The sequence below is a fragment of the Arthrobacter sp. CAN_A1 genome (assembly GCF_015751665.1).
Lineage (GTDB): Bacteria > Actinomycetota > Actinomycetes > Actinomycetales > Micrococcaceae > Arthrobacter_D.
In genome coordinates, this window is sequence record NZ_JADOUR010000003.1 from 227,376 (window position 1) to 246,864 (window position 19,489).

General features: G+C 67.1%; 19 protein-coding genes. 9 read left to right on the plus strand and 10 right to left on the minus strand.

The window, feature by feature from the left end; all coding sequences use genetic code 11:
- Positions 1–167 precede the first annotated feature (167 nt).
- Genes IWX62_RS05475 through IWX62_RS05485 form a run of 3 tightly spaced genes read right to left on the minus strand, consistent with a single transcriptional unit; the run spans position 168 to position 2,422 of the window.
- On the minus strand, positions 168–974 hold the full coding sequence (locus IWX62_RS05475) for a class I SAM-dependent methyltransferase (RefSeq protein WP_196840357.1): 807 nt from the start codon (positions 972–974) through the stop codon (positions 168–170).
- Positions 975–997: 23 nt separating this feature from the next.
- Positions 998–1,465, minus strand: a complete 468-nt coding sequence (locus IWX62_RS05480) for a tRNA (cytidine(34)-2'-O)-methyltransferase (RefSeq protein WP_196840358.1) — start codon at positions 1,463–1,465, stop codon at positions 998–1,000.
- 9 nt (positions 1,466–1,474) lie between these two features.
- Complete coding sequence (locus IWX62_RS05485) at positions 1,475–2,422, minus strand: J domain-containing protein (protein WP_196840359.1); 948 nt, start codon at positions 2,420–2,422, stop codon at positions 1,475–1,477.
- A 108-nt stretch (positions 2,423–2,530) separates the two neighbouring features.
- On the opposite strand from IWX62_RS05485, the gene IWX62_RS05490 reads away from it, so the two are divergent.
- Genes IWX62_RS05490 through IWX62_RS05515 form a run of 6 tightly spaced genes read left to right on the plus strand, consistent with a single transcriptional unit; the run spans position 2,531 to position 7,938 of the window.
- The gene (locus IWX62_RS05490; protein WP_196840360.1) at positions 2,531–3,160 is read left to right on the plus strand and encodes a pentapeptide repeat-containing protein; all 630 of its coding nucleotides are present in this window, start codon (positions 2,531–2,533) and stop codon (positions 3,158–3,160) included.
- Complete coding sequence (locus IWX62_RS05495; RefSeq protein WP_196840361.1) at positions 3,157–4,083, plus strand: diacylglycerol/lipid kinase family protein; 927 nt, start codon at positions 3,157–3,159, stop codon at positions 4,081–4,083. Before IWX62_RS05490 ends, IWX62_RS05495 begins: the two co-directional genes overlap by 4 nt.
- A 50-nt stretch (positions 4,084–4,133) precedes the next feature.
- A complete protein-coding gene (locus IWX62_RS05500; RefSeq protein WP_196840362.1) occupies positions 4,134–5,345 on the plus strand; it encodes a cysteine desulfurase family protein in 1,212 nt (403 codons plus the stop codon).
- A 10-nt stretch (positions 5,346–5,355) separates the two neighbouring features.
- Entirely contained in the window at positions 5,356–6,495 is a 1,140-nt protein-coding gene (gene mnmA / locus IWX62_RS05505) for a tRNA 2-thiouridine(34) synthase MnmA (RefSeq protein WP_196840363.1), read from the plus strand.
- Between the two features lie 53 nt (positions 6,496–6,548).
- Positions 6,549–6,923 (plus strand): chorismate mutase, encoded by a 375-nt coding sequence (locus IWX62_RS05510; protein WP_196840364.1) that lies wholly within the window; start codon positions 6,549–6,551, stop codon positions 6,921–6,923.
- Positions 6,913–7,938, plus strand: a complete 1,026-nt coding sequence (locus IWX62_RS05515) for a hypothetical protein (protein WP_196840365.1) — start codon at positions 6,913–6,915, stop codon at positions 7,936–7,938. Before IWX62_RS05510 ends, IWX62_RS05515 begins: the two co-directional genes overlap by 11 nt.
- Here the strand turns inward: IWX62_RS05515 and IWX62_RS05520 are convergent.
- The 7 genes from IWX62_RS05520 to IWX62_RS05550 are packed head-to-tail and all read right to left on the minus strand — an operon-like array spanning position 7,935 to position 14,934.
- Positions 7,935–8,633 carry a DUF4166 domain-containing protein gene (locus IWX62_RS05520; protein ID WP_333483228.1) on the minus strand — a complete coding sequence of 233 codons (699 nt, stop codon included), beginning with the start codon at positions 8,631–8,633 and terminating at the stop codon, positions 7,935–7,937. The two genes, IWX62_RS05515 and IWX62_RS05520, sit on opposite strands and share 4 nt — an antisense overlap.
- Positions 8,608–9,606, minus strand: a complete 999-nt coding sequence (locus tag IWX62_RS05525) for a phosphotransferase family protein (RefSeq protein WP_196840367.1) — start codon at positions 9,604–9,606, stop codon at positions 8,608–8,610. The genes IWX62_RS05520 and IWX62_RS05525 overlap by 26 nt, the downstream gene beginning before the upstream one ends.
- Positions 9,606–10,898, minus strand: coding sequence for a DUF58 domain-containing protein (locus IWX62_RS05530; protein WP_196840368.1), 1,293 nt, complete (start codon positions 10,896–10,898; stop codon positions 9,606–9,608). Before IWX62_RS05530 ends, IWX62_RS05525 begins: the two co-directional genes overlap by 1 nt.
- Positions 10,899–10,909: 11 nt before the next feature.
- Complete coding sequence (locus tag IWX62_RS05535) at positions 10,910–11,911, minus strand: AAA family ATPase (RefSeq protein WP_196840369.1); 1,002 nt, start codon at positions 11,909–11,911, stop codon at positions 10,910–10,912.
- On the minus strand, positions 11,908–13,149 hold the full coding sequence (locus IWX62_RS05540; protein ID WP_196840370.1) for a DUF4350 domain-containing protein: 1,242 nt from the start codon (positions 13,147–13,149) through the stop codon (positions 11,908–11,910). Before IWX62_RS05540 ends, IWX62_RS05535 begins: the two co-directional genes overlap by 4 nt.
- On the minus strand, positions 13,149–13,835 hold the full coding sequence (locus IWX62_RS05545; RefSeq protein ID WP_333483229.1) for a DUF4129 domain-containing protein: 687 nt from the start codon (positions 13,833–13,835) through the stop codon (positions 13,149–13,151). The genes IWX62_RS05540 and IWX62_RS05545 overlap by 1 nt, the downstream gene beginning before the upstream one ends.
- A gap of 19 nt (positions 13,836–13,854) precedes the next feature.
- A complete protein-coding gene (locus IWX62_RS05550) occupies positions 13,855–14,934 on the minus strand; it encodes a hypothetical protein (protein ID WP_196840372.1) in 1,080 nt (359 codons plus the stop codon).
- Positions 14,935–15,291: 357 nt separating this feature from the next.
- Between IWX62_RS05550 and mtrA the strand changes: the two genes are divergently transcribed.
- From mtrA to IWX62_RS05565, 3 genes are all read left to right on the plus strand, one after another.
- Positions 15,292–15,969: an MtrAB system response regulator MtrA gene (mtrA, locus tag IWX62_RS05555; RefSeq protein WP_196840373.1), complete on the plus strand. Its 678-nt coding sequence runs from the start codon at positions 15,292–15,294 to the stop codon at positions 15,967–15,969.
- Between the two features lie 76 nt (positions 15,970–16,045).
- A complete protein-coding gene (mtrB, locus tag IWX62_RS05560) occupies positions 16,046–17,683 on the plus strand; it encodes an MtrAB system histidine kinase MtrB (RefSeq protein WP_333483236.1) in 1,638 nt (545 codons plus the stop codon).
- Positions 17,673–19,400, plus strand: a complete 1,728-nt coding sequence (locus IWX62_RS05565; RefSeq protein WP_196840374.1) for an LpqB family beta-propeller domain-containing protein — start codon at positions 17,673–17,675, stop codon at positions 19,398–19,400. The genes mtrB and IWX62_RS05565 overlap by 11 nt, the downstream gene beginning before the upstream one ends.
- The last annotated feature ends 89 nt before the right edge of the window (positions 19,401–19,489 follow it).

The window sequence follows — 19,489 nt, forward strand, 5'->3', positions numbered from 1 at the left end:
TGCCTGCTCATCCCTATCACCGTCCTGATCTGTGTTCCGACGACAGGGCCCCCGCCGCCGACGCTGCTGACTCAGCAACATCGACAGATCAGGTTGTGCTGTCACTTATCATTCGGAGCAGGCGGTGCCGGGGATGGGAGCGGGTGCTGAAAGTTCCGGCCGGGCCGTTAGGCGGCGGTCTCCGCAACAGCCACCAGGGAGCGTCCGTCGAGGACGAACCCGTCGCCGATCCGGTCGACGAATTGGCCCCGCACCCGCTCGACGGCGGCTGGGTCGGCGGGAAGCAGGTGGCGGAACACGGTGCCGAGTACCACCGACCACGCGGTCTCACGGTCCAGGGGGACGTCAATCGGAATGGCATCGACTCCGGCGGTGCTGAACCCGTTGCCGAGCAACCAGTCGCCAAGCTTTCCGGCTGACGCCAACCGGTCGATATTGGCGGTTTCCTGCTCGAACCGGGGTACGCCCGGGCCGGGTGCCTCGGTGGAACAGGCGTCCTGAAGCAGCTGCCGGAACCCGGCGTGCGCGCCATCATCCCAGGTGCTCAGGGCAATCCGCCCGCCGGGACGCAACTGGTGGGCTAAGCCCGCGGTGCCCGCCGCCAGGTCACTGAAATGGGCCAGGCCGTAACAGCACAGGACCACGTCATAGGGGGTGTCGGTGGCCCACCCGGACACCGGCGCCGTGTCGAACCGAATGGTGGTCAAGGACATCGCGTCGGCCTTCGCCCGGGCCAGATCAAGCAGCTCAGCGGACGGGTCGAGGGCGTCCACCAGTCCCTCTGGCCCCACCGACTGGGCCGCAGGGACGGTACTGGCGCCACTGCCGCAATACACGTCAAGGACACGGTCGCCGAGCGCGATATCGGCTGCCGCGGCGACAGCGTTCCCCATCGGATTCCAGAGCGCAGGAGCCAGGCGTTCGAAATCCGTGGCACCGGGGGGAAACACTTTTTCGGTGGGGCGTGCTGGCATGGAGGCTCCTTGGGGGGATGACATTAGAGGGCGGCGCCGTCGAAGCTGTGCTGCCGCCAGGCTTCGTAGAGCACAATCGATGCAGCATTGGCGAGATTCAGTGAGCGGCGCGAGGGGAGCATGGGCAACCTGACCCGTGCAGTGACGTGCGGGTCCTGCTTGACCGTCTGGGGGAGACCGACCGACTCGGGCCCGAACAGCAGCACATCGGAGGGCTGGTAGCTGACGTCGGCGTAGGATTCCTCGCCATCCGAAGTGAACGCGAACACCCGTTCCGGTGCAAGGGCAGCCCAGGCGCTCGCAAGGTCCTGGTGGACCCGCAGCACCGCCAGATCGTGGTAGTCGAGTCCGGCGCGACGGAGCTTCGCGTCGTCGAAACTGAACCCGAGCGGTTCAACCAGGTGAAGTTCGGCTCCGGTGACCGCAGCCAGGCGGATGGCGTTGCCCGTATTGCCGGGAATCTCGGGGGTATAGAACAGGATGCGGAACACGGGTCAATCCTATCGTTCGGCGTAGTGCAGCAACCGGCCCAGCACGGGCAGCTGCACCACATACGGCTGGGGTCCGCTGGCGAGGAACTTTTTCAGCTCGCGGAGCAGAGTGCCGGGGTTCGCCACATGGACACTGGTCAACGCTGATTTGTCCAGCGACGGCGGGTAGTCGACGATCGGCTCAAACGGGTTCCCCTCCCCGCCATGCAGGACGAGCCAGCCCTGGACGTTGCATTCGGGGAAGAGGTCCTGCACCCGCCGGACCGACTCGATGATGCGCACGTCGCCGGCGATCCGGCCGTTGCGCCGCAGCGCTTGACCATCCCACCGGTAGTTTCCTGGTGGGGCCTGGAGGGAGTCGATCACCGCCAGACGGTAGCCAGCCAGCACCGCGTGGCCAGCTTCGGTGCCCGCGTCGTCGCCGACCTGGAGCCCGTTGACGAGCCGGGCCGCGGGAAACCCGGCCAGGAAGCGGTGCTCAAGCAGGGCTGCGGTGCGACGCTCGCCGTCGTACCGTGCACCACTGCCGGCCCCCATCCGTGCGAAGAATCCGGGCTGTCGGGCGGTGCCGTGGAGCTGGCTGCCTGCCAGTGTCAGCGGGATGATCGGCGGACTTTGCGGGGAGAACGGAGGCTCATAGACCGGCTGCCGGGCGAAGGCCTCATCGTCGGAGGTCCGGTCGGGGGTGGGGGTGGCCGATCGGGAGGGGGCTCGCGCGGCCTCTGGTGCGCGCCGCGCGGTGCCTCCACCGATGCCCTGATCGTAGCGGCGGCGTCGTTCGGGGTCGGCCAGTGTTTCGTAGGCGACCGCCACCTCGTGAAACAGTTCAGCGGTGCCGCCGGCATCCGGGTGGGTCGACCGGGCGGCCCGGCGATAGGCATCCTTCACCTGTTTGGCAGTCGCCTCCGGAGACAACCCCAGGACGCCGTAATAGGTCCGGTCGGACGGGTTCGCCATGGGGGCCTTTCAGTGTCGACGGGCAAGCGTGCAGGATAGTGCAGGTGCGGCTGACAGGCGGTGGCGCGTCAGGGCAAGACTGTAGACGGTCTCCCGGCTGGCGACCAAATGGCCGCTGTACCTTCAACGGCGGAAGAGGCCAAACCGTTCGGTAGCATCTTCACCATGATGATCAGCGGCGGAGATTGGTACGGCAAAGCCCTCGACCGGGAGGACTACGCTGGGTCGCAGTTCGTTGACTGTGACTTCACCGAACTGCAGACCACCGGGTCCACCTTCAGTAAATGTGTGTTCAGGAACGTCAAGTTCAATGTGTCGACCCACACCGATGGCGCGTTCGACGGCTGCCGGTTCGAGTCCTGCAGCTTTTTCGACTCCACCTTCATCGGGTGCCGGTTGACCGGCAGCACCTTCGTCAACTCAACGCTGGTGCCGTTGAAGGTCAGCGCCGGCAACTGGTCCTACGTGTCCTTCGTGCGCGCTGACCTGACATCGGCGGAATTCTCGGACGTCGTCCTGACCGAGGCCGACTTCACGGGAGCGAATCTCACCAAAGCAGCGCTGAGGAACTGCCGGCTCTCCAATGTGGAGTGGGGCGGCGCCCGGTTGCGCGATGCCGACCTGCGCGGCAGCGAACTGGGCGAACTATCGATGGATAACGTGCAGTTGCGGGGCGCGGTGATCGACGTCGCGCAGGCCATGACCATTGCCGAGGCCCTGGGTGCCGTGATCCAGTGAAACTGGCGGTTGCGATCAACCCGGCGGCGGGCGCCGGATCCGCGCAGCAGGCAGGAACGATCGCTGTGGAAGCGCTCCGCGACCGCGGCCACGACGTCGTCGTTCTGCTGGAATCGTCCTACGGGCAGCTCCTTGAGCTGGCCCGGTCGGCGGTGTCCAGCGTCGGGGTCGACGCCCTGATCGTGGTGGGTGGTGACGGAATGGTGCGGCTGGGCGCCACCGTGCTGGCGGGAGCGGCGGTGCCCCTGGGAATCGTGGCCACCGGCACCGGAAACGATGTGGCCCGGATGCTGGGGCTGCCGCTGAAAGACCCGCTGGCCGCCGCCCAACTCATTGACCACGCGCTGCTGGCACCGCCGCAACGCATCGATCTGGGGCGAATCCGCCGGGGTGCGGGGTTCGGTGAGGTCCACTGGTTCGCCGGCGCCTGCTCGGCAGGTTTCGACGCCGTGGTGAATGCCAGGGCCAACTCCTGGTCCTGGCCGAAAGGGAAAAGCCGGTACACGCTGGCGCTCCTGAGGGAACTGGCGGTCTTCAGGCCCCTCAGCTACCGGCTGGTGGTTGACGGGGCAGCGGAGTCGACCACCGCCATGCTGGTGTCAGTCGCCAACGGGCGGTCCATCGGCGGAGGGATGACCATCACCCCTGATGCCCTGTGCGACGACGGAGCGCTTGACCTGCTGGTAGTGGCGGCGATTTCACGCGTCAGGTTGATAGCGATGCTGCCCCGCCTCTTCGCCGGCACCCACGTGACGCACCCGGCGGTGCGGATCGAAAGGGTCCGGTCGGTCACGGTGGGGGTGGAAGGGGTGACAGCGTTTGCTGACGGTGAGCCGGTGGGCGCCGCGCCCCTGCAGATCGACGTCGTTCCCGGTGCCTTGGGAGTACTGGCCCCGGCTGCCCTGTCCAGGCGTGAGCGGTGAGCAGAACGGGGGAATGTGTCGTGGCACGCCGAAGCCGCTAGAATTGGCTGATGCCCGTGTACCTGGACCACGCGGCGACCACGCCTCTTTCGGCGCCCGCGCTCGCCGCACTCACCACTGAACTCAGCCGCAGCGGCAACCCTTCGTCGCTGCACGGCTCCGGTCGTCGTGCCCGCCGGGTGGTTGAGGACTCGAGGGAGTTGCTCGCTGCCGCTGCCGGCGCACACCCCTCAGAGGTGATCTTCACTTCCGGCGGCACCGAGGGGGACAATCTGGCCGTGAAGGGCCTGTACTGGGCCCGCCGCGCAGCGGATCCGCGCCGGCGGAGAATCCTGTGTTCCGCCGTCGAACACCCGGCGGTGCAGGACACCGTCGAGTGGCTGGCCAGGCATGAGGAAGCGCTCGTCACCTGGCTCCCCGTCGACGCCGACGGAATTCTCTCCCTCGACGCGTTGCAGGCCGAACTCGACGACGATCCCGACAGCATTGCGCTGATCACCGTGATGTGGGCCAACAATGAGGTGGGATCCATCCAGCCCATCGAGGCGGTCACCGCTGCGGCGGCCAGACAGGGGATCCCCGTGCACTCGGATGCCGTCCAGGCCTTCGGCTCCCTCCCTGTCTCGTTTGCCCGCTCGGGCCTGGCCACCATGGCGGTCAGCGGCCACAAGATCGGCGGGCCGGTAGGGGTGGGGGCGCTTTTCGTGGGGCGCGCCGTCGCGCTCACCCCCGTGCAGCACGGCGGGGGGCAGGAGCGCGATATCCGGTCGGGGACCCTCGACACGGCCGGGATCGCCGCGTTCGCGGCCGCCGCCGGCCACGTCACCGGTACCCTCGCCGAGGAAGCCACCCGCATTGCCGCCCTGCGGGATCATCTGATCGACGTCGTCGGGGCGGCGGTGCCGGAGGCGGTCCTGCGCGGGCACCGGACCCTGAGACTGCCGGGGAACGCCCACTTCACCTTCCCCGGCTGCGAAGGGGATTCGCTGCTGTTCCTCCTGGACCTGGCCGGCGTTGAGTGCTCCACCGGGTCGGCCTGCACCGCCGGCGTGCCACGGCCATCCCACGTGCTGCTGGCCATGGGGCTCACCGAAGCCGAGGCGAGGGGAGCCCAGCGTTTCTCCCTCGGGCATACCTCGACCACCGCGGACGTTGACGCTCTTGGCGCGTCCCTGCCCGAGGCCTACCACCGGGCACGGCAAGCCGGCATGGCCGGCCATGCCTCAACTATTCAGACAGCTGGAACAGGTTTTCGATCGTGAAGGACAACTCATGAAGGTACTCGCAGCAATGAGCGGTGGAGTGGACTCCGCCGTCGCCGCAGCACGCGCCGTCGAGGCGGGACATGACGTCGTCGGCGTCCACCTGGCACTGTCCCGGATGCCGGGAACCCTGCGGACCGGTAGCCGCGGGTGTTGCACCATCGAGGATTCGAGGGACGCCTGGCGGGCCTGCGACATCCTGGGCATCCCCTATTACGTGTGGGATTTCTCGGAGCGGTTCAAGGAGGATGTGGTTGACGACTTCATCGCCGAGTACGCCGCCGGACGCACCCCCAACCCCTGCATGCGATGCAACGAGCGGATCAAGTTCGCGGCGCTGCTGGAGAAGGCGCTGGCGTTGGGCTTCGACGCCGTCTGTACCGGCCACTACGCGAAGGTCATCGAGGACAGCGACGGCAACCGTGAACTGCACCGCGCCGCCGATTGGGCCAAGGACCAGTCCTACGTGCTCGGTGTCCTCACCCACGAGCAGCTGAAGCACTCAATGTTCCCGCTGGCCGAAACCCCGTCGAAGGCTGAGGTCCGTGCCGAGGCGGAGCGCCGCGGCCTGTCGGTGGCGAACAAGCCGGACAGCCACGACATCTGCTTCATTCCCGACGGCGACACCCGGGGCTGGCTGGCCGAGCGGATCGAGATGACCGACGGGGCGATCGTCGACACCAATGGTGAGCAGGTCGGCACGCACCCCGGCGCCAATGCGTTTACCGTGGGCCAGCGCCGCGGCCTGAAACTGGGCACCCCCGCCGACGACGGCAAGCCCCGCTTCGTGCTGGAAATCCGGCCGAAGGAGAACACCGTGGTGGTCGGCCCCGAGCGCATGCTGGCCGTGGACCAGCTTCGCGGCATCAAGGTGTCCTGGGCCGGACTGCCGATCGACGCCGTCGTCAACGGCGTGCAGTTCGACTGCATGGCGCAGGTACGGGCCCACGGCGATCCGGTGGACGCTGTGGCCTGGATGGAGGACGACGCCGAGGGCAAGGCCGAACTTGTGGTCCGGTTGACCGAGCCGATGCGCGGCGTGGCACCCGGCCAGACGGTGGTCCTGTACCAGGGGAGCCGGGTCCTCGGTCAGGCGACTCTCGACTCGGCACGCTCGCTGGAACGCCCCGAACTTCAGCCAGCACCGTGAATGTGTCGACGCCGGATTAGTCGGCTCTCCGCTACTGGTGTTTGACTTGGTGCATGACTGAATCGAGTAGCGGCTACAACCCGGCGGCAAGCTCACTCGCCGGGCAGGTCCAGCCTGGGGTCATGGCTGAACTGCTGTCAGTGCGGAGCAGCATCGACAATATTGATGCGACCCTCGTCTATCTTCTGGCCGAGCGGTTTAAAGCCACGCAGCGGGTAGGAGTGCTGAAGGCCGAGCACCAGTTGCCGGCCGGGGATCCTGACCGTGAGGCAGCCCAGATCACCCGGCTCCGGGCGCTGGCCGAAGAGGCGAACCTTGACCCGGCCTTCGCTGAGAAGTTCCTGAACTTCATCATTTCCGAGGTGATCCGCCACCATCAGGCGCTGTCCGAGAACCGGCGGACACCCGGGGAGACCGGTGGAGCGTAGCGCCGGCCAGGTCACCGCAACAGGCCTCGGGGACTGGCCGGGAACCGACCCGCTGGAAGCAGCGCGGGTGGTCCGCGGCGAACTCGGTGACCCTCACCTGCCCCACCTGGTCTCCCTGCCGCAGCGCGGGGTGGGCAGCGACGCTGTCGGGCGCACCGCCGCCATCCTGGTGGAACTGCCGGTAGATCTGCAGCCGCACGGCTGGCGCCTGGTCGACCGGCCAGGCAAAGACCACCGTCGGGCGGTGTCGGCGCTGTCGACTGACCTGAACGTGCTGGGAGACCTGATCGGCGCAGAATCCGCTCCGGCCCCGGCGCTAAAGATCCACCTGCGGGGTCCGCTTTCCCTCGCCGCCAATCTGCACCTTCACAGTGGTGAACGCGCCCTGCTCGATGTGGGGGCACGCCGCGACATCAGGGACTCCCTGGCGGCAGGTGCAGCCGGTCTCATCACCAGGATTGGCGCGGTGGCGCCGGGCGCCCTGGTGCAGGTTCAACTGGACGAGCCGGAGATCGCTGACATCCTGGCGGGTGGCGTGCCCACAGCGAGTGGCTACCGGACCCTGCGTGCCGTCGCGGACCAGGAGGCAGCGGACGCCTGGGACGCTGTCGCCACGGCAGTGCGTGCCGCCGGGGCGGAAACCGTTGCGGTGTCCTTCCCCGCCGACAGCGCTCCGCTGGACGTGCTCGCCACCAGCACTGTCACCGCCGCGGCGCTGCCGGTGGCGGGCTTGTCCATGGCGCAGTGGGAGCAGCTGGCCGGGCATCTTGAGGCGGGCGGTGAACTGTGGGCGGGTATCGTGCCGCGGCCAGGTGCCGTTCCCGGAGTCTCGGCGCTCGCAGCCGCGGTGCTGACGCCGTGGCGGATGCTGGGCCTACCCCTAAACCGGCTGGCTCAGCTCCGGCTCACCCCGGATACCGGGTTGGACGGTGTGTCACCCTCAACGGCGGCCGCCATCCTGCGCCGGCTCACGCAGGCGGCCGACGCGCTGAACCAGGAGATGGCCGGCGCCTAGCTGCGCTTCTCCCAGCCCAGCGGTGTGGCGACGGCGGGCAGCACGCCGTCGAAGTCGACCAGCTGGTAGTCAAACGCTCCGGCGTACACCAGGAGGGTTCCGAGCTGCCGGTGGATCACCCTGGTCTGGATCCTGAACCGGCCGGCCTCCTCATCCCACCACTGCTCCATGTAGGCCTGGGCGCCGACGACGTCGGGCACCGGCAACCGCACCGGCCCAGCGAAGACGCGGGTCCGGGTCGAGACCATCCGCATCCGGCCCGTGGGCGTCACTGAGCACGTGAGGTCCGTCAGTGTCATCCGGTGCGCGCCCACGTAGTCGAGGAGCTGGCCCTGGTCGTCAGAGGTGGTGTCCTCGAAGACCCGGTCCACCCCGGGAAAGTGCAGCACCCGGCGGGCGGTCAGCGACGGCCGGCCGAATGGGTCGGTGTGCGGGTAGTTGGTGATCGAGAACCGGATGTTGGTGCCGTACTCGGGGAAGAACGAGTTTTCGGCGGCGGCCAGCCTGAAGAACGGGCGGATGAACCAGGCGGGGCAGCCTGCCACATCGAAGGTGCCGCTGCCCACGCCGGCCTGGCCTGCGCCGGCGTGCAGGCCGAAGTAGGCCTGGAGTTCGGGTTGCAGCCGGGCGAAGTCGGCGCCCAGGGCGCGCTGGTAGATGGACTGCATGTTAGAGGTCCCACTTTCGTCGTTCACTGAGCCAGTCAATCAGGAGGTGTGCGGTAAATTTCTGGTGGGTGCGCAGGTGCGGGCTGGTGACCAGCTCTGCCTGCGCTCCGCTGGTGATCATGTAGGCGGCGAGAGCCGCGAGCCAGGCGTCGATGTGGTCGGGGTTGGCAGCGGCGCTCAGCGGCGACTCCGCCAGCCAGGGGTCGACGTCGATCCCTGCGTGGCGCGGATACACCAGCAGCGCCACCCAGTCGGCCCAGGCGGGTCCGGTGGACAGAAAGTTCCAGTCGCAGAAGAGGGCCTGGGCGGGGATGGAGCTGGCCGCGCTGATGATGATGTTGTCGGCGCGGAGGTCATTGTGCAGGACCGAGTCACCGGCGAGGGCTTCCCGGCCGAGTGACCCCAGCTCCCGGAGGTCAGCCAGATGTGCCGTCGTCAGCCGGGGCAGGTAGGCGGGAGGCCCGCCGTTCAGGGCGAACTGCCCGAAGACGTCGGTGACGGCCCGGTCGCCGAAAAACTCGTCGACCATGGACCCGCCGGACAGGCTGGCAGGAAGGTGTCGCAGCGCAGACTGGACCGCGAGCAGCGAGTCGTGGACGGCGCGAAGGTCAGCGGCTGTCCACGGCTGACCCGGCATGTACCCGTCGACTGCTTCAAAACTGAGCAGCTGCCACTGGGTTCCCTCATGGGTGATCCGGTCGGCTGAGTGCAGCACAGGGATCGGAAGGCCCGCAGGAAGCGCCGAGAGAACCTCCGCCTCCCGCACATAGGCAGCAAAGATATTGCTGTCGGTGGAGGGCGCCGCTTTAGCGAACAGGGATCGGCCCGCGCCGGAGAGGACCGCAGCGAAACCATGGGTGAATCCGCCGCCGGCCGGTGCCGCGGATTCCACCGGTGCGCGGAGCACCGCGGCGAAGCGGTGGCGGACCGCGGCGGGCAGCGCCGTCCAGGGCAGGCGGCGCGCCGTCCGAGTGTAATCCACCCCGGGTGGCGGCAGCATCAGAGCCGCCCCCCAGCTTTGAGACGGATATACATGTCAGCCAGCAGGGGTGGAAGCTCAGACGGGCTGGCGTCAACGACTTCGGCGCCGAGCTGCCGGAGTTGCGCCGTGACTGCTGCCCGGTCCAGCAGTGCCCGTTCGGCCGCCGCCGCCCGGTACACGTCGGCCGCCGACTGGCGCTCCCCGCGCATCTCTTCCAGCCGCGGATCGTTGACCGAGGCCACCACCACCACGTGCTGGGAGGTCAGCCCGGCGAGAACCGGGAGCAGGCCCTCCTCGACCGACCCGGAATCCAGTGAGGTCAGCAGGACGACCAGTGATCGATGGGAGGAGATGGAACGCACCTGACCCGGTACCCGCGACCAGTCGGCTTCGATCAGCTCGGCTTCCAGCGGTGCCATGGCCTTGACGAGGGAGTTCAGCAGGTTTCCCTTCGCCGCGGAGTCGACCCGGGCGCGTGCCCGGCGGTCGAAGGCCAGAAAGTCCACCCGGTCACCGCCGCGCTGCGCCAGGACGGCGAGCAGCAGGGCGGCTTCCATGCTGGTGTCCAGGCGGGGTTCGTCGTTGATTCTGGCCGCCGACGTACGTGAGGTGTCCATCACGATGACCACCCGCCGGTCGCGTTCGGGGCGCCAGGTGCGCACCACCGTGTCGCGGCGGCGGGCCGTGGCACGCCAGTCGATGGAGCGCACGTCGTCGCCCCTGACATAGTCGCGCAGGGAATCGAACTCGGTGCCGGCCCCGCGGATCTGCACCGCAGCCCGGCCATCGAGCTCACGCAGCCGGCGGAGTTTGGAGGGCAGGTGCCGCTTGGAATGAAACGGGGGGAGCACCCGGAGCAGGCCCGGCGCGGGGATGCTGACCTGCCGTGCCGCCAGCCCCAGGGGCCCGAAACTGCGGAGCGTCACGTGCTCAACGCGGAGATGCCCGCGCCGTTCGGGGACCAGTGTGATCACGAGCTGCCGGGACTCACCTGCGGGCACCGAGACGTGCTGGACAGCATCGACGGCCCCCGCCGAGGGCTGCCACGCTTCACGGACGTCGGCCCGCAAACGGCGTGGTGAGTAGTTCCTGACGGTCAGTGTGCTGGTGCAGGTCTCGGTGAGGCGGACGCTATCCGGCAGGGTCCGGCTCAGGCCGGCTTTCCGTGGAGACGCGGCAAGGGCGAGATCCAGCCCGGCGGCCGTGAGCAGCGCGGCCACCCAGATCATGATGGAGACCGCGCCGGGGTATAGCGCGACGGGAAGTACTCCAAGTAGCGCCGCGATCACGAACCGTCCGGTGATGGTCATCCAGGCTGGCCCTAGCGGGGGACGGGAACGGTCGCGAGGATGCCCAGCAGCACATCATCCACGTCGACGCCGTCCATTTCGGCTTCGGGCCGCATTGACACCCGATGGCGGAGCGCGGGGAGGGTGAGGGCTTTCACATCGTCGGGTGTGACGAAGGTGCGCCCGGAGAGCCAGGCCCAGGCCCGCGCGGTGTTCAGCAGCGCCGTGGCGCCTCGCGGAGATACCCCCAGCTGGAACGATGGTGCGGTGCGGGTGGCCCGCACCACGTCAACGATGTAGGCAATCACCTCGGGCGCAATGGCTACCGACGCCACCGAGCGGCGGGCGTCGGCCAGGTCCTGTGCCGAGGCCACCGGGCGGACTCCCGCAGCAGCGAGGTTCCGTGGGTCGAAGCCGGTGCTGTGACGCCGGATCACTTCAATTTCGTCGTCGCGGTCCGGCACCGACAGGGTGAGTTTCAGGAGGAAACGGTCAAGCTGGGCTTCCGGCAGGGGATAGGTCCCCTCATACTCCACCGGATTCTGGGTGGCAGCGACAATGAACGGATCGGGAAGGGTACGGGACACGCCGTCGACCGACACCTGCCGTTCCTCCATCGCCTCCAACAGAGACGCCTGCGTCTTGGGCGGGGTCCGGTTGATCTCGTCTGCCAACAGGATATTCGTGAAGACAGGTCCCTCCCTGAAGGTGAACTCCGACCTCGGCGCCTCGTAGATGAGGGATCCTGTCACATCGCCGGGCATCAGATCCGGGGTGAACTGGACCCTTTTGGTGTCAAGGCTCAAGGCGGCGGAGAGAGTGCGTACCATCAGAGTCTTCGCCACCCCGGGAACACCCTCCAGCAGTACATGCCCCTGAGCGAGCAGGGCAATCAGCATGCCGGTCACCGCCGCGTCCTGTCCCACGATGACCTTGGCCACCTCCGAACGGACGTTCAGGAGGGCCTGGCGTTCCGGGCCGGGGCCGTCGGCTGATACCGCTGAGTCTTGGTGCGTCGGGAACTGGTGGCTCATTTCGCGTCGATCTCTTTCTCTAGGGCGTCAAGGTCTTGGCTCCACCGCACGAGGTGGGCGTCGGAGGTGGGTGAATCGGTGCGCAGGAGCCGGTCCAGGTCGGCGGCTGGCCGGGTGGTGTGGCGTGCGGCGGCGTCCACCACCGCGCTTACCGAACTGGTGGCCGGCAGGCGAAGCCGGGCCGCGAGGCGGAGGAGGGTGGCGGCGCGGAGGTTCGCTGCGGCCCGGTCGACTGACGATGAATCCTGATAGAGCCGGGCCCGTCCTTCGGCGGTCTCAGCGGCGCGGACCACCACGGGGAGCGGTTCCTCCACCAGGGCACCCAGCCGGCGTCCCCGCCACAGCACTGCCAGCACCGCGGTACCGAGGAGCCACAGCATCACCGGGTTCACCCAGTCGGGCAGCAGAGTGAGCGGGTCGACCGGTGTGTCGCCGAGCGCAAGATCGGCCGCAGTCGGCTGATACCAGACCAGGACAGGGGTGCTGCCCAGGGTGCGCAGGGCCAGCGCCGCGTTGCCGTCCTCGTCGATCGTCTCGTTGCTGAGGATGCTCCCGTTGCCCAAGGCCACGACAGTCCGGTCCGCGGTCGCCGCATAGGACCCCGATGGCGGGCCGCCCTGCGCGGTGGCCGACGGGAAGCAGATGTCGTCGGCACGGTAGGCGAGTCCACCGGCGGTGATGCTTCCCGCGGCGACAGCATCGGCAACCTGGCAGGCAGCCGGCAGCGGCCCGTCCTCGGCATCGGGAATCAGTCCTGCCTGCCGGATGTCCCGCGCCAGTGCTCCGAGGACGAGGCTGTTCGGTTCGACCAGTACCAACCGGTCAGCCAACCCGTCCAGGGAACCCAACTGGTCGGCGTCCAGCCATGAATCGGGATCATGCAGCAGCAGGGTGGCGCCGCCCGCTGTTGCTGCCGCAGCGGATTCAAGGGACTCGGCCCGAATCACCTCGACACCCTGTTCCCCCAAGACCTCGGCGAGGGCCATGGCCCCCACCGGCGCGGGGTTGATGGGGGACAGCACGCCGCCGTCCTGTCCTGACCGGCCCAGGAACCCCACCAGCACCACACCGATCAGCAGGATTCCAAGGATCAGCCAGGGACCGGTGCGGCGCAGCCTCGCCGCAGCGGTTTGACCCGCGCTTCCGCCGTCACCCATCACCTCGCCGGTGCTGACCCCGGCCCCGGTGACGCCGGTATCGGTGTTCCGGGAAACCCCCGGGGTAATCATGTCAGCCATCAGCGCGGCGCCACCAGATCCGGGGGCGACTGCCGCGCAGCGGGGCGGGCGCCCGCCAGTGCGTCGTCGATGGCGGTGGCCCGCAGATAGTCGGATTCGTCGGCGGACCGGTTGCCGTAGTGCACCTCGTTGAACCTATCGGCCAGCCACGTTGTCCCGTCGCCCGGCGGGCCGAAGGCAGCCCGTAGCTGGACCCCGGTTTCTCCGGCGGTGCGTCCCGGCTGGCGGTCAATGATTCCCCGCTCCTCGGCCGATCTGATGACAGCCCTTAACCGTTCGGTGAGAGCAACGTCCCAGTCGGTGGACCCTGCGGCGGCGGTAGCGAGCTGCCGGTGCTCACTCGCGGTGCGCACCGACGTCCCGGCGAACACTCCTGGCACCGTTCGAGCCTGGCGGGCATTGAGTCGGGGCTTGATCAGCCACACCGCCGCGGCCACCAGCACCACCGCACCGAGGGCCAGCACCAGCGTGCCGGGACCTGCCTCCAGTGGCCGGAGCCCGGCGAAGACGGACCCCAGCCATTCGAGGACGGCCGTGGCGATACGCTCCAGGAAGTTGGGTTCGGCTTCCTGATACTGGCCTCTGGCGAGTTCGTCCAGGAGCCACCGGCGCGCTTCGTCATCGTCGGGCGTCACGGCGCTGTTGCTGGCAAACGGCACAGTGGCGGGAATCGATCGGGTCAGCATGGTGGGGGCAGCACCCGGCTCAGGTTCCGGTGGTGGGCGGAGCCGGCGGTCCGCCGGGGTGGTGGCCAAACTGCTGCCCGCCGGGGTTGGCTGACTGGCCGGGGATGGGAGTGAACCGACCGGAGTGTGCTTCTTCGTGTTCGCGCAGCAGAACGACGTCGAACCCCTCCCGCCGGATCCGTAGGTCGACATACAACAGCGCCGTCACCCCGGCCTGGAAGGCATAGCCGATGGCGCCGAAGACAGCAGTGATCAGCTGGGCGACAAGAAGAATGGGAAGCGAATCCATCAGCTCCTCGCCCAGGGCCGCCGGGGAGTCGCTGAAGGACACGAACTGGGTGGCAAGCAGGCTCAGTGGGGTGGAAATCACCGAGGTAATAATCGACACGATGATGCTGGTCAGGATGAGGATCCCGAAGGTCCGCCACCAGTTGCGGGTAGTGAGGGTCCAGGACCTGCGCAGGGACGTGAGCGGTCCGGCACCCTCCAGCATGAGCACCGCCGGAGCGAGGACAAACTTGATGCTGAGCCAGATGATCAGCGCCAGCGAGGCGAGGAATCCCAGGACGATCAGCCAGATGGAGTCCTGACCCAGCACCGTGGCGAGGAGCACGGCGATCAACACCAGGATCACGAGGCCGGCGATGATCATGAGCAGCAGGAGGAATCCCAGTCCCAACAGGGGCAGGATCCGCCGGACGGCAAGCTTCCACAGTTGCACGAAACTGGTGCGCTCGTTGAGCACCGCGCGGGCAATCGGGATGACCAGCACGCCCTGGAGGACGAGGACTCCCACGCTGCTGAGCACCACAATCGCTGTGCCGACGGAAATGGCCGATGCAGCGAGTCCGGTGACCTGGTCCAGGGAAGGGTTGTTGGGGTCAAGCTGTGCGATCGAGCCGACCAGGCCGACGGTGAGGAGCAGTGTCAGCACCGAAATCAGCACCTGGAACAGGATGGCCGTGCCGAAGGTGGCCAGCGGGTTTTTCCGACAGGCCTGGAATGCGCCGTCGAGAATCTCGCCCAGACCCAGGGGCCTGAGCGGGATGATTCCTGGTTTGGGTGGAGCCTGGTAGCCGCGGAACTGTCCGTGTGGCACGCCCTGCCAGCCAGGCTGCGCCCCCCACTGGGGTGCCGGTGCTGGCGGTTGCTGCTGACCCCACTGAGGCTGTTGACCCCACTGAGGCTGTTGACCCCACTGTGCCTGCTGGCCCCACTGGGAATTTAGGGGTGGCTGGGCGGATGGGCCGGGCGCGTCGTCCCGCGGCTGATCTGTTGGTTCACCTTCGTGCGGATTGTTAGTCATCCTGTCCCCCCGGAACCGTAGTTCCACTCATGAACCCGTCTCCTAGAACTATAGTTACCGCGAGGGTTTTCCGGGAACCTGCCCGTGGTGGGGCGCGCGGAGCATGCGCCCCAGTACAACATTGCCGCAGCAATAAGACACTATGGAGATATGAAGGCACGCATTCTGGTCGTTGACGACGACGAAGCTCTGGCCGAGATGATCGGCATCGTATTGCGCAACGACGGATTCGATCCCGTGTTCTGCGCAGACGGCTCCCAGGCCCTGGAAATCTTCAGGAGCTCCAAACCCGACCTGGTGTTGCTCGATCTGATGCTGCCCGGTATCGACGGTATTGAAGTGTGCCGGCAGATCCGCAACGAGTCAGATCTTCCCATCGTGATGTTGACCGCGAAGTCAGACACTTCCGACATTGTGCGGGGGCTTGAATCCGGGGCCGACGACTATGTGCCCAAGCCGTTCAAACCGGCAGAGCTGGTCGCACGGGTCAGGGCACGGCTCCGTCCGGGGGATCAGAAGGCGCCTGAGACCCTGCGGATTGGTGAGGTCACTATCGATGTGGCCGGGCATTCTGTGGTTCGTTCCGGCGACCGTATCTCGCTGACCCCGCTGGAGTTTGATCTGTTGGTGGCATTGGCGCGCAAACCGTGGCAGGTCTTCACCCGGGAGCTGCTGCTCGAACAGGTGTGGGGTTACCGGCACGCAGCCGACACCCGGCTCGTTAATGTGCATGTGCAGCGGTTGAGGTCAAAAATCGAGCGGGACCCTGAAGCGCCAGAGATTGTGCTGACGGTCCGCGGCGTCGGATACAAGGCAGGACAGGGGTAAGTTGGAGCACGCTTCAGCGAAGGCCCGGGGCAGGCTCAGCGATCTGACGTCGCGGGCCTGGTCCTGGATCCGGACGATGCTGTCCCGCACGGCGCGTCAATGGCGCCGTTCGCTGCAATTCAGGACGGTAGTCTCCACTCTGCTGCTCACCGCGCTGGCCTTCGCCGCCGTGGGCGCTTTCCTGTCCAACCAGATTGCCAGCGGACTCTACGAGGAACGCTTTGAACAGTTCAGAGCCGAGTCAAGCAATGGGCTGACCGAGGTAGAGGCAATCTTCAGCAGTGCGTCGACGACTGACCGCGAATCAACAGTTCAGTTGGTGGGCGATACCCTGCCCAGTCTTGAAGGTGGGGGCGCCGACGCGCCCCGCCGATTCATTTTGGCGATCGTCCCTGAGCAGTCCACCGAAATCTACGTGTTCCCGGTCGGCAGCGACAACCTGACCGAGTCCAGCGCGATCCCGCCGGCCATGGTCGAGGCTGTCCGGTCCGGGGATGACCAGTACTGGTCTGCCACCTCGTTCGTCGACTCCGGCGAGCGCGTGCCTGGCCTCGCGTTCGGCACTAAGGTCACCCTGCCACCAGCCCAGACCGAGTACGCGCTCTACCTGATTTATGACCTGTCATCCATGCAGGCGACCCTCGACTACATCCACGGGGTGATCTGGATTGCCGGCACTCTGCTGCTGGCGATTATCGGGGCCATCGCGTGGTTCGTGACCCGCAGCGTGGTGGGACCGGTGAGCCACGCGGCGGTGGTTTCCGAGAAGCTGGCGTCAGGCCAGCTGCAGGAACGGATGGACGTCAAGGGCGAGGACGAGGTGGCCCGGCTGGGCGCTTCTTTCAACCATATGGCCGAGAACCTGCAGGACCAGATCACCCAGCTTGCCCAGCTATCGCAGATGCAGCAACGCTTCGTGTCGGACGTCTCCCATGAGCTGCGCACCCCGCTGACCACCGTGCGCATGGCAGCCGAGGTCCTGCATGACGCCCGGGCCACCTTTGATCCGATCAACCGCCGCTCGGCGGAGATCCTCTATAACCAGGTGGAGCGGTTCCAGGCCCTCCTCGCTGACCTGCTGGAAATCTCGCGGTTCGACGCCGGCGCGGCAGTGCTTGATTCCGAATCGGTCGACATCTTCCAGGTGGTCCGGCACGTGATCGACGGAGCTCAACCGCTGGCGGACGCCTGCGGTTCGGAGCTGTCGATCGTGTCGCGTGAGACTGAATGCCTGGTCGAGGCGGACCCCCGCCGGATCGACCGCATCCTGAGGAACCTGGTGGTGAACGCTCTGGAGCATGGGGAGGGGAATCCGGTCACGATTTACATCGCTTCTAACCCCGACGCTGTTGCTGTGGCCGTCCGCGACTATGGCATCGGGATGACACCCCTTGAGGCCTCACGGGTCTTCGACCGGTTCTGGCGGGCGGACCCGGCGAGGGCGCGCACCACCGGTGGCAGCGGGCTCGGTCTGTCAATCGCTACCGAGGATGCGCACCTGCACGGAGCGTGGCTGCAGGCCTGGGGGTCCCCCGGCAAAGGCGCCTGCTTCCGCCTGACCCTCCCGAAGGTGAGGGAATCGGTGCTCAAGGTGTCGCCGCTGCCACTGCCCCCACGCAAGGGTGGACTGCCCGAGCGGCCGTCCGTCGGGACGTCCCCGGCGGCGTTGCCGCAGTTCACCACGATGGTGAAGGAGGCCCACGATGGCCGCTAGGCGCCGATCAGCGGGCCAGTATCTGACCCTGCTCCTCCTCCCGTTGCTGCTCGTCATCAGCGGATGTTCCTCGATACCCGTCTCGGGGCCAGTGGGAGTCATCACCGTCGAACCCGGGTCCGGCACCTCCGATCCGCTGATCTTCAACCCGCTGGGCCCCCGCCAGGATGCCGACCCGGAATCGCTTCTGAACTCTTTCATCGACGCGGGGATTGGGGCCGCGGGGGACTACGGAGTTGCCCGCGACTACCTCACCGAAGAGTTTGCGCAGGAGTGGCAGCCCGAAGAGCGGATCATCATCTACAGTTCGGATCCGCAGATTTCGGCAACACCCACCGCGGGGGTGTTCCAGATCCAGCTCGAAGTTGAGGGCACCATCAACGCCGAAGGAATCCGGACCGGTGCCGAAGCCACCACCACGGAAAGCATTACCGCTGAGCTGGTGCAGAACGTTGACGGCCAGTGGCGGATCGCTGCGATCCCCAACGGCATCATGATCTCCTCTCCCACTGCCGACCTGCTGCTGGAGACCTACAGCCTGTACTTCTACAGCAGTTCCTTCGAGCACTGGGTGCCGGACGTCAGATGGTTCGTCAACAGGGCAGCCATTGCCGCGAACATCGTCGAGGCGATGCTTGAGGGCCCGGCCCCCTACTTGCAAGGATCGGTGACCAGCGCCTTCCCCGAGGGCACCACCCTCGGCGTTGAGTCGGTGCCGATCGTCAATGGCACGGCAACGGTTGACCTGTCAGCCGACATTCTTCAGGACACCAGCGACCTGATCCGACAGCAGATGCAGCAACAGTTGCGCGTCAACCTGGCAGGGCTGAACACCGTCAACTCGGTGCAGATGACCGTGGGCCAACCGGTCTTCCTGGGCGACGAGATACCCAATCCCAACCTCATCGTCCCGGTGGCTGACCCGCCGGTCGGTAACGAGCAGGTGGTGGTCTCCGGGAGCGAACTGTTCCTTTACCAGGCCGACCAAACCGTTCCGATCGAGGGAATGCCCTCGGTGGCAGCCCTGGATCCCCAGGATCCTGCCATGTCCAGGAATGAGGCAGACTTTGCCTTCCTCAACGGGAACCGCACCCGGCTGTACACCACCGGAGCCGATGAGGAAATCCTTCTCGCGGGGACCGGGAGGAATCTGACAGCGCCGAGCTTCGATCCGAACAACTGGATCTGGACGGCCAGCACCCTTGCCGACGGCCAGGCCTCCACCGTGTCAGCGGTTCCGCCCGGTGGCACCCAGGACAGGGCAGTACCCGTGACCGCCCCGTGGCTTGCCGACGCTGAAGTGCTGGAATTGAGGGTGTCAAGAGACGGTTCGCGGGTGCTGGTGGTGACAGAACAGGACGGCGTCAGCCGGGTACTGCTGGCCGGTATTGTGCGCAACAATGACCGGACGCCGCAAAGCCTGAGCACCCCGCGGGAGCTTTTCGCGAGCGGACCGGTCAACACGGCAAAGTGGGTGAGCGAGGACACGGTGATTGTCGCTGAGACCTCGACGGAGGGCGAGGTAACCCCTGAGTTCCTCGGCCTCGACGGAAGTGCCGAGGCCCTGGCGCCGCTCCCCGGCATCATCCATCTCAGTGCGGGCACCGGTCCCACCGCCGTCTTCGCAGCCACGCCTGACGGTGTCAGGAACAGGGTGGGGGACACCTGGTCGGATGAACCCGTGGAAGGCGTTCAGGATCCGGCGTTCCCCGGCTGACGCCCGCCCCACCTTGAAACGCTGACCACCTCGGATTGCCGACTGGCGTTGTCCACATTCGCCTGAAGTGGCTCCCCGGATGGAGCAAC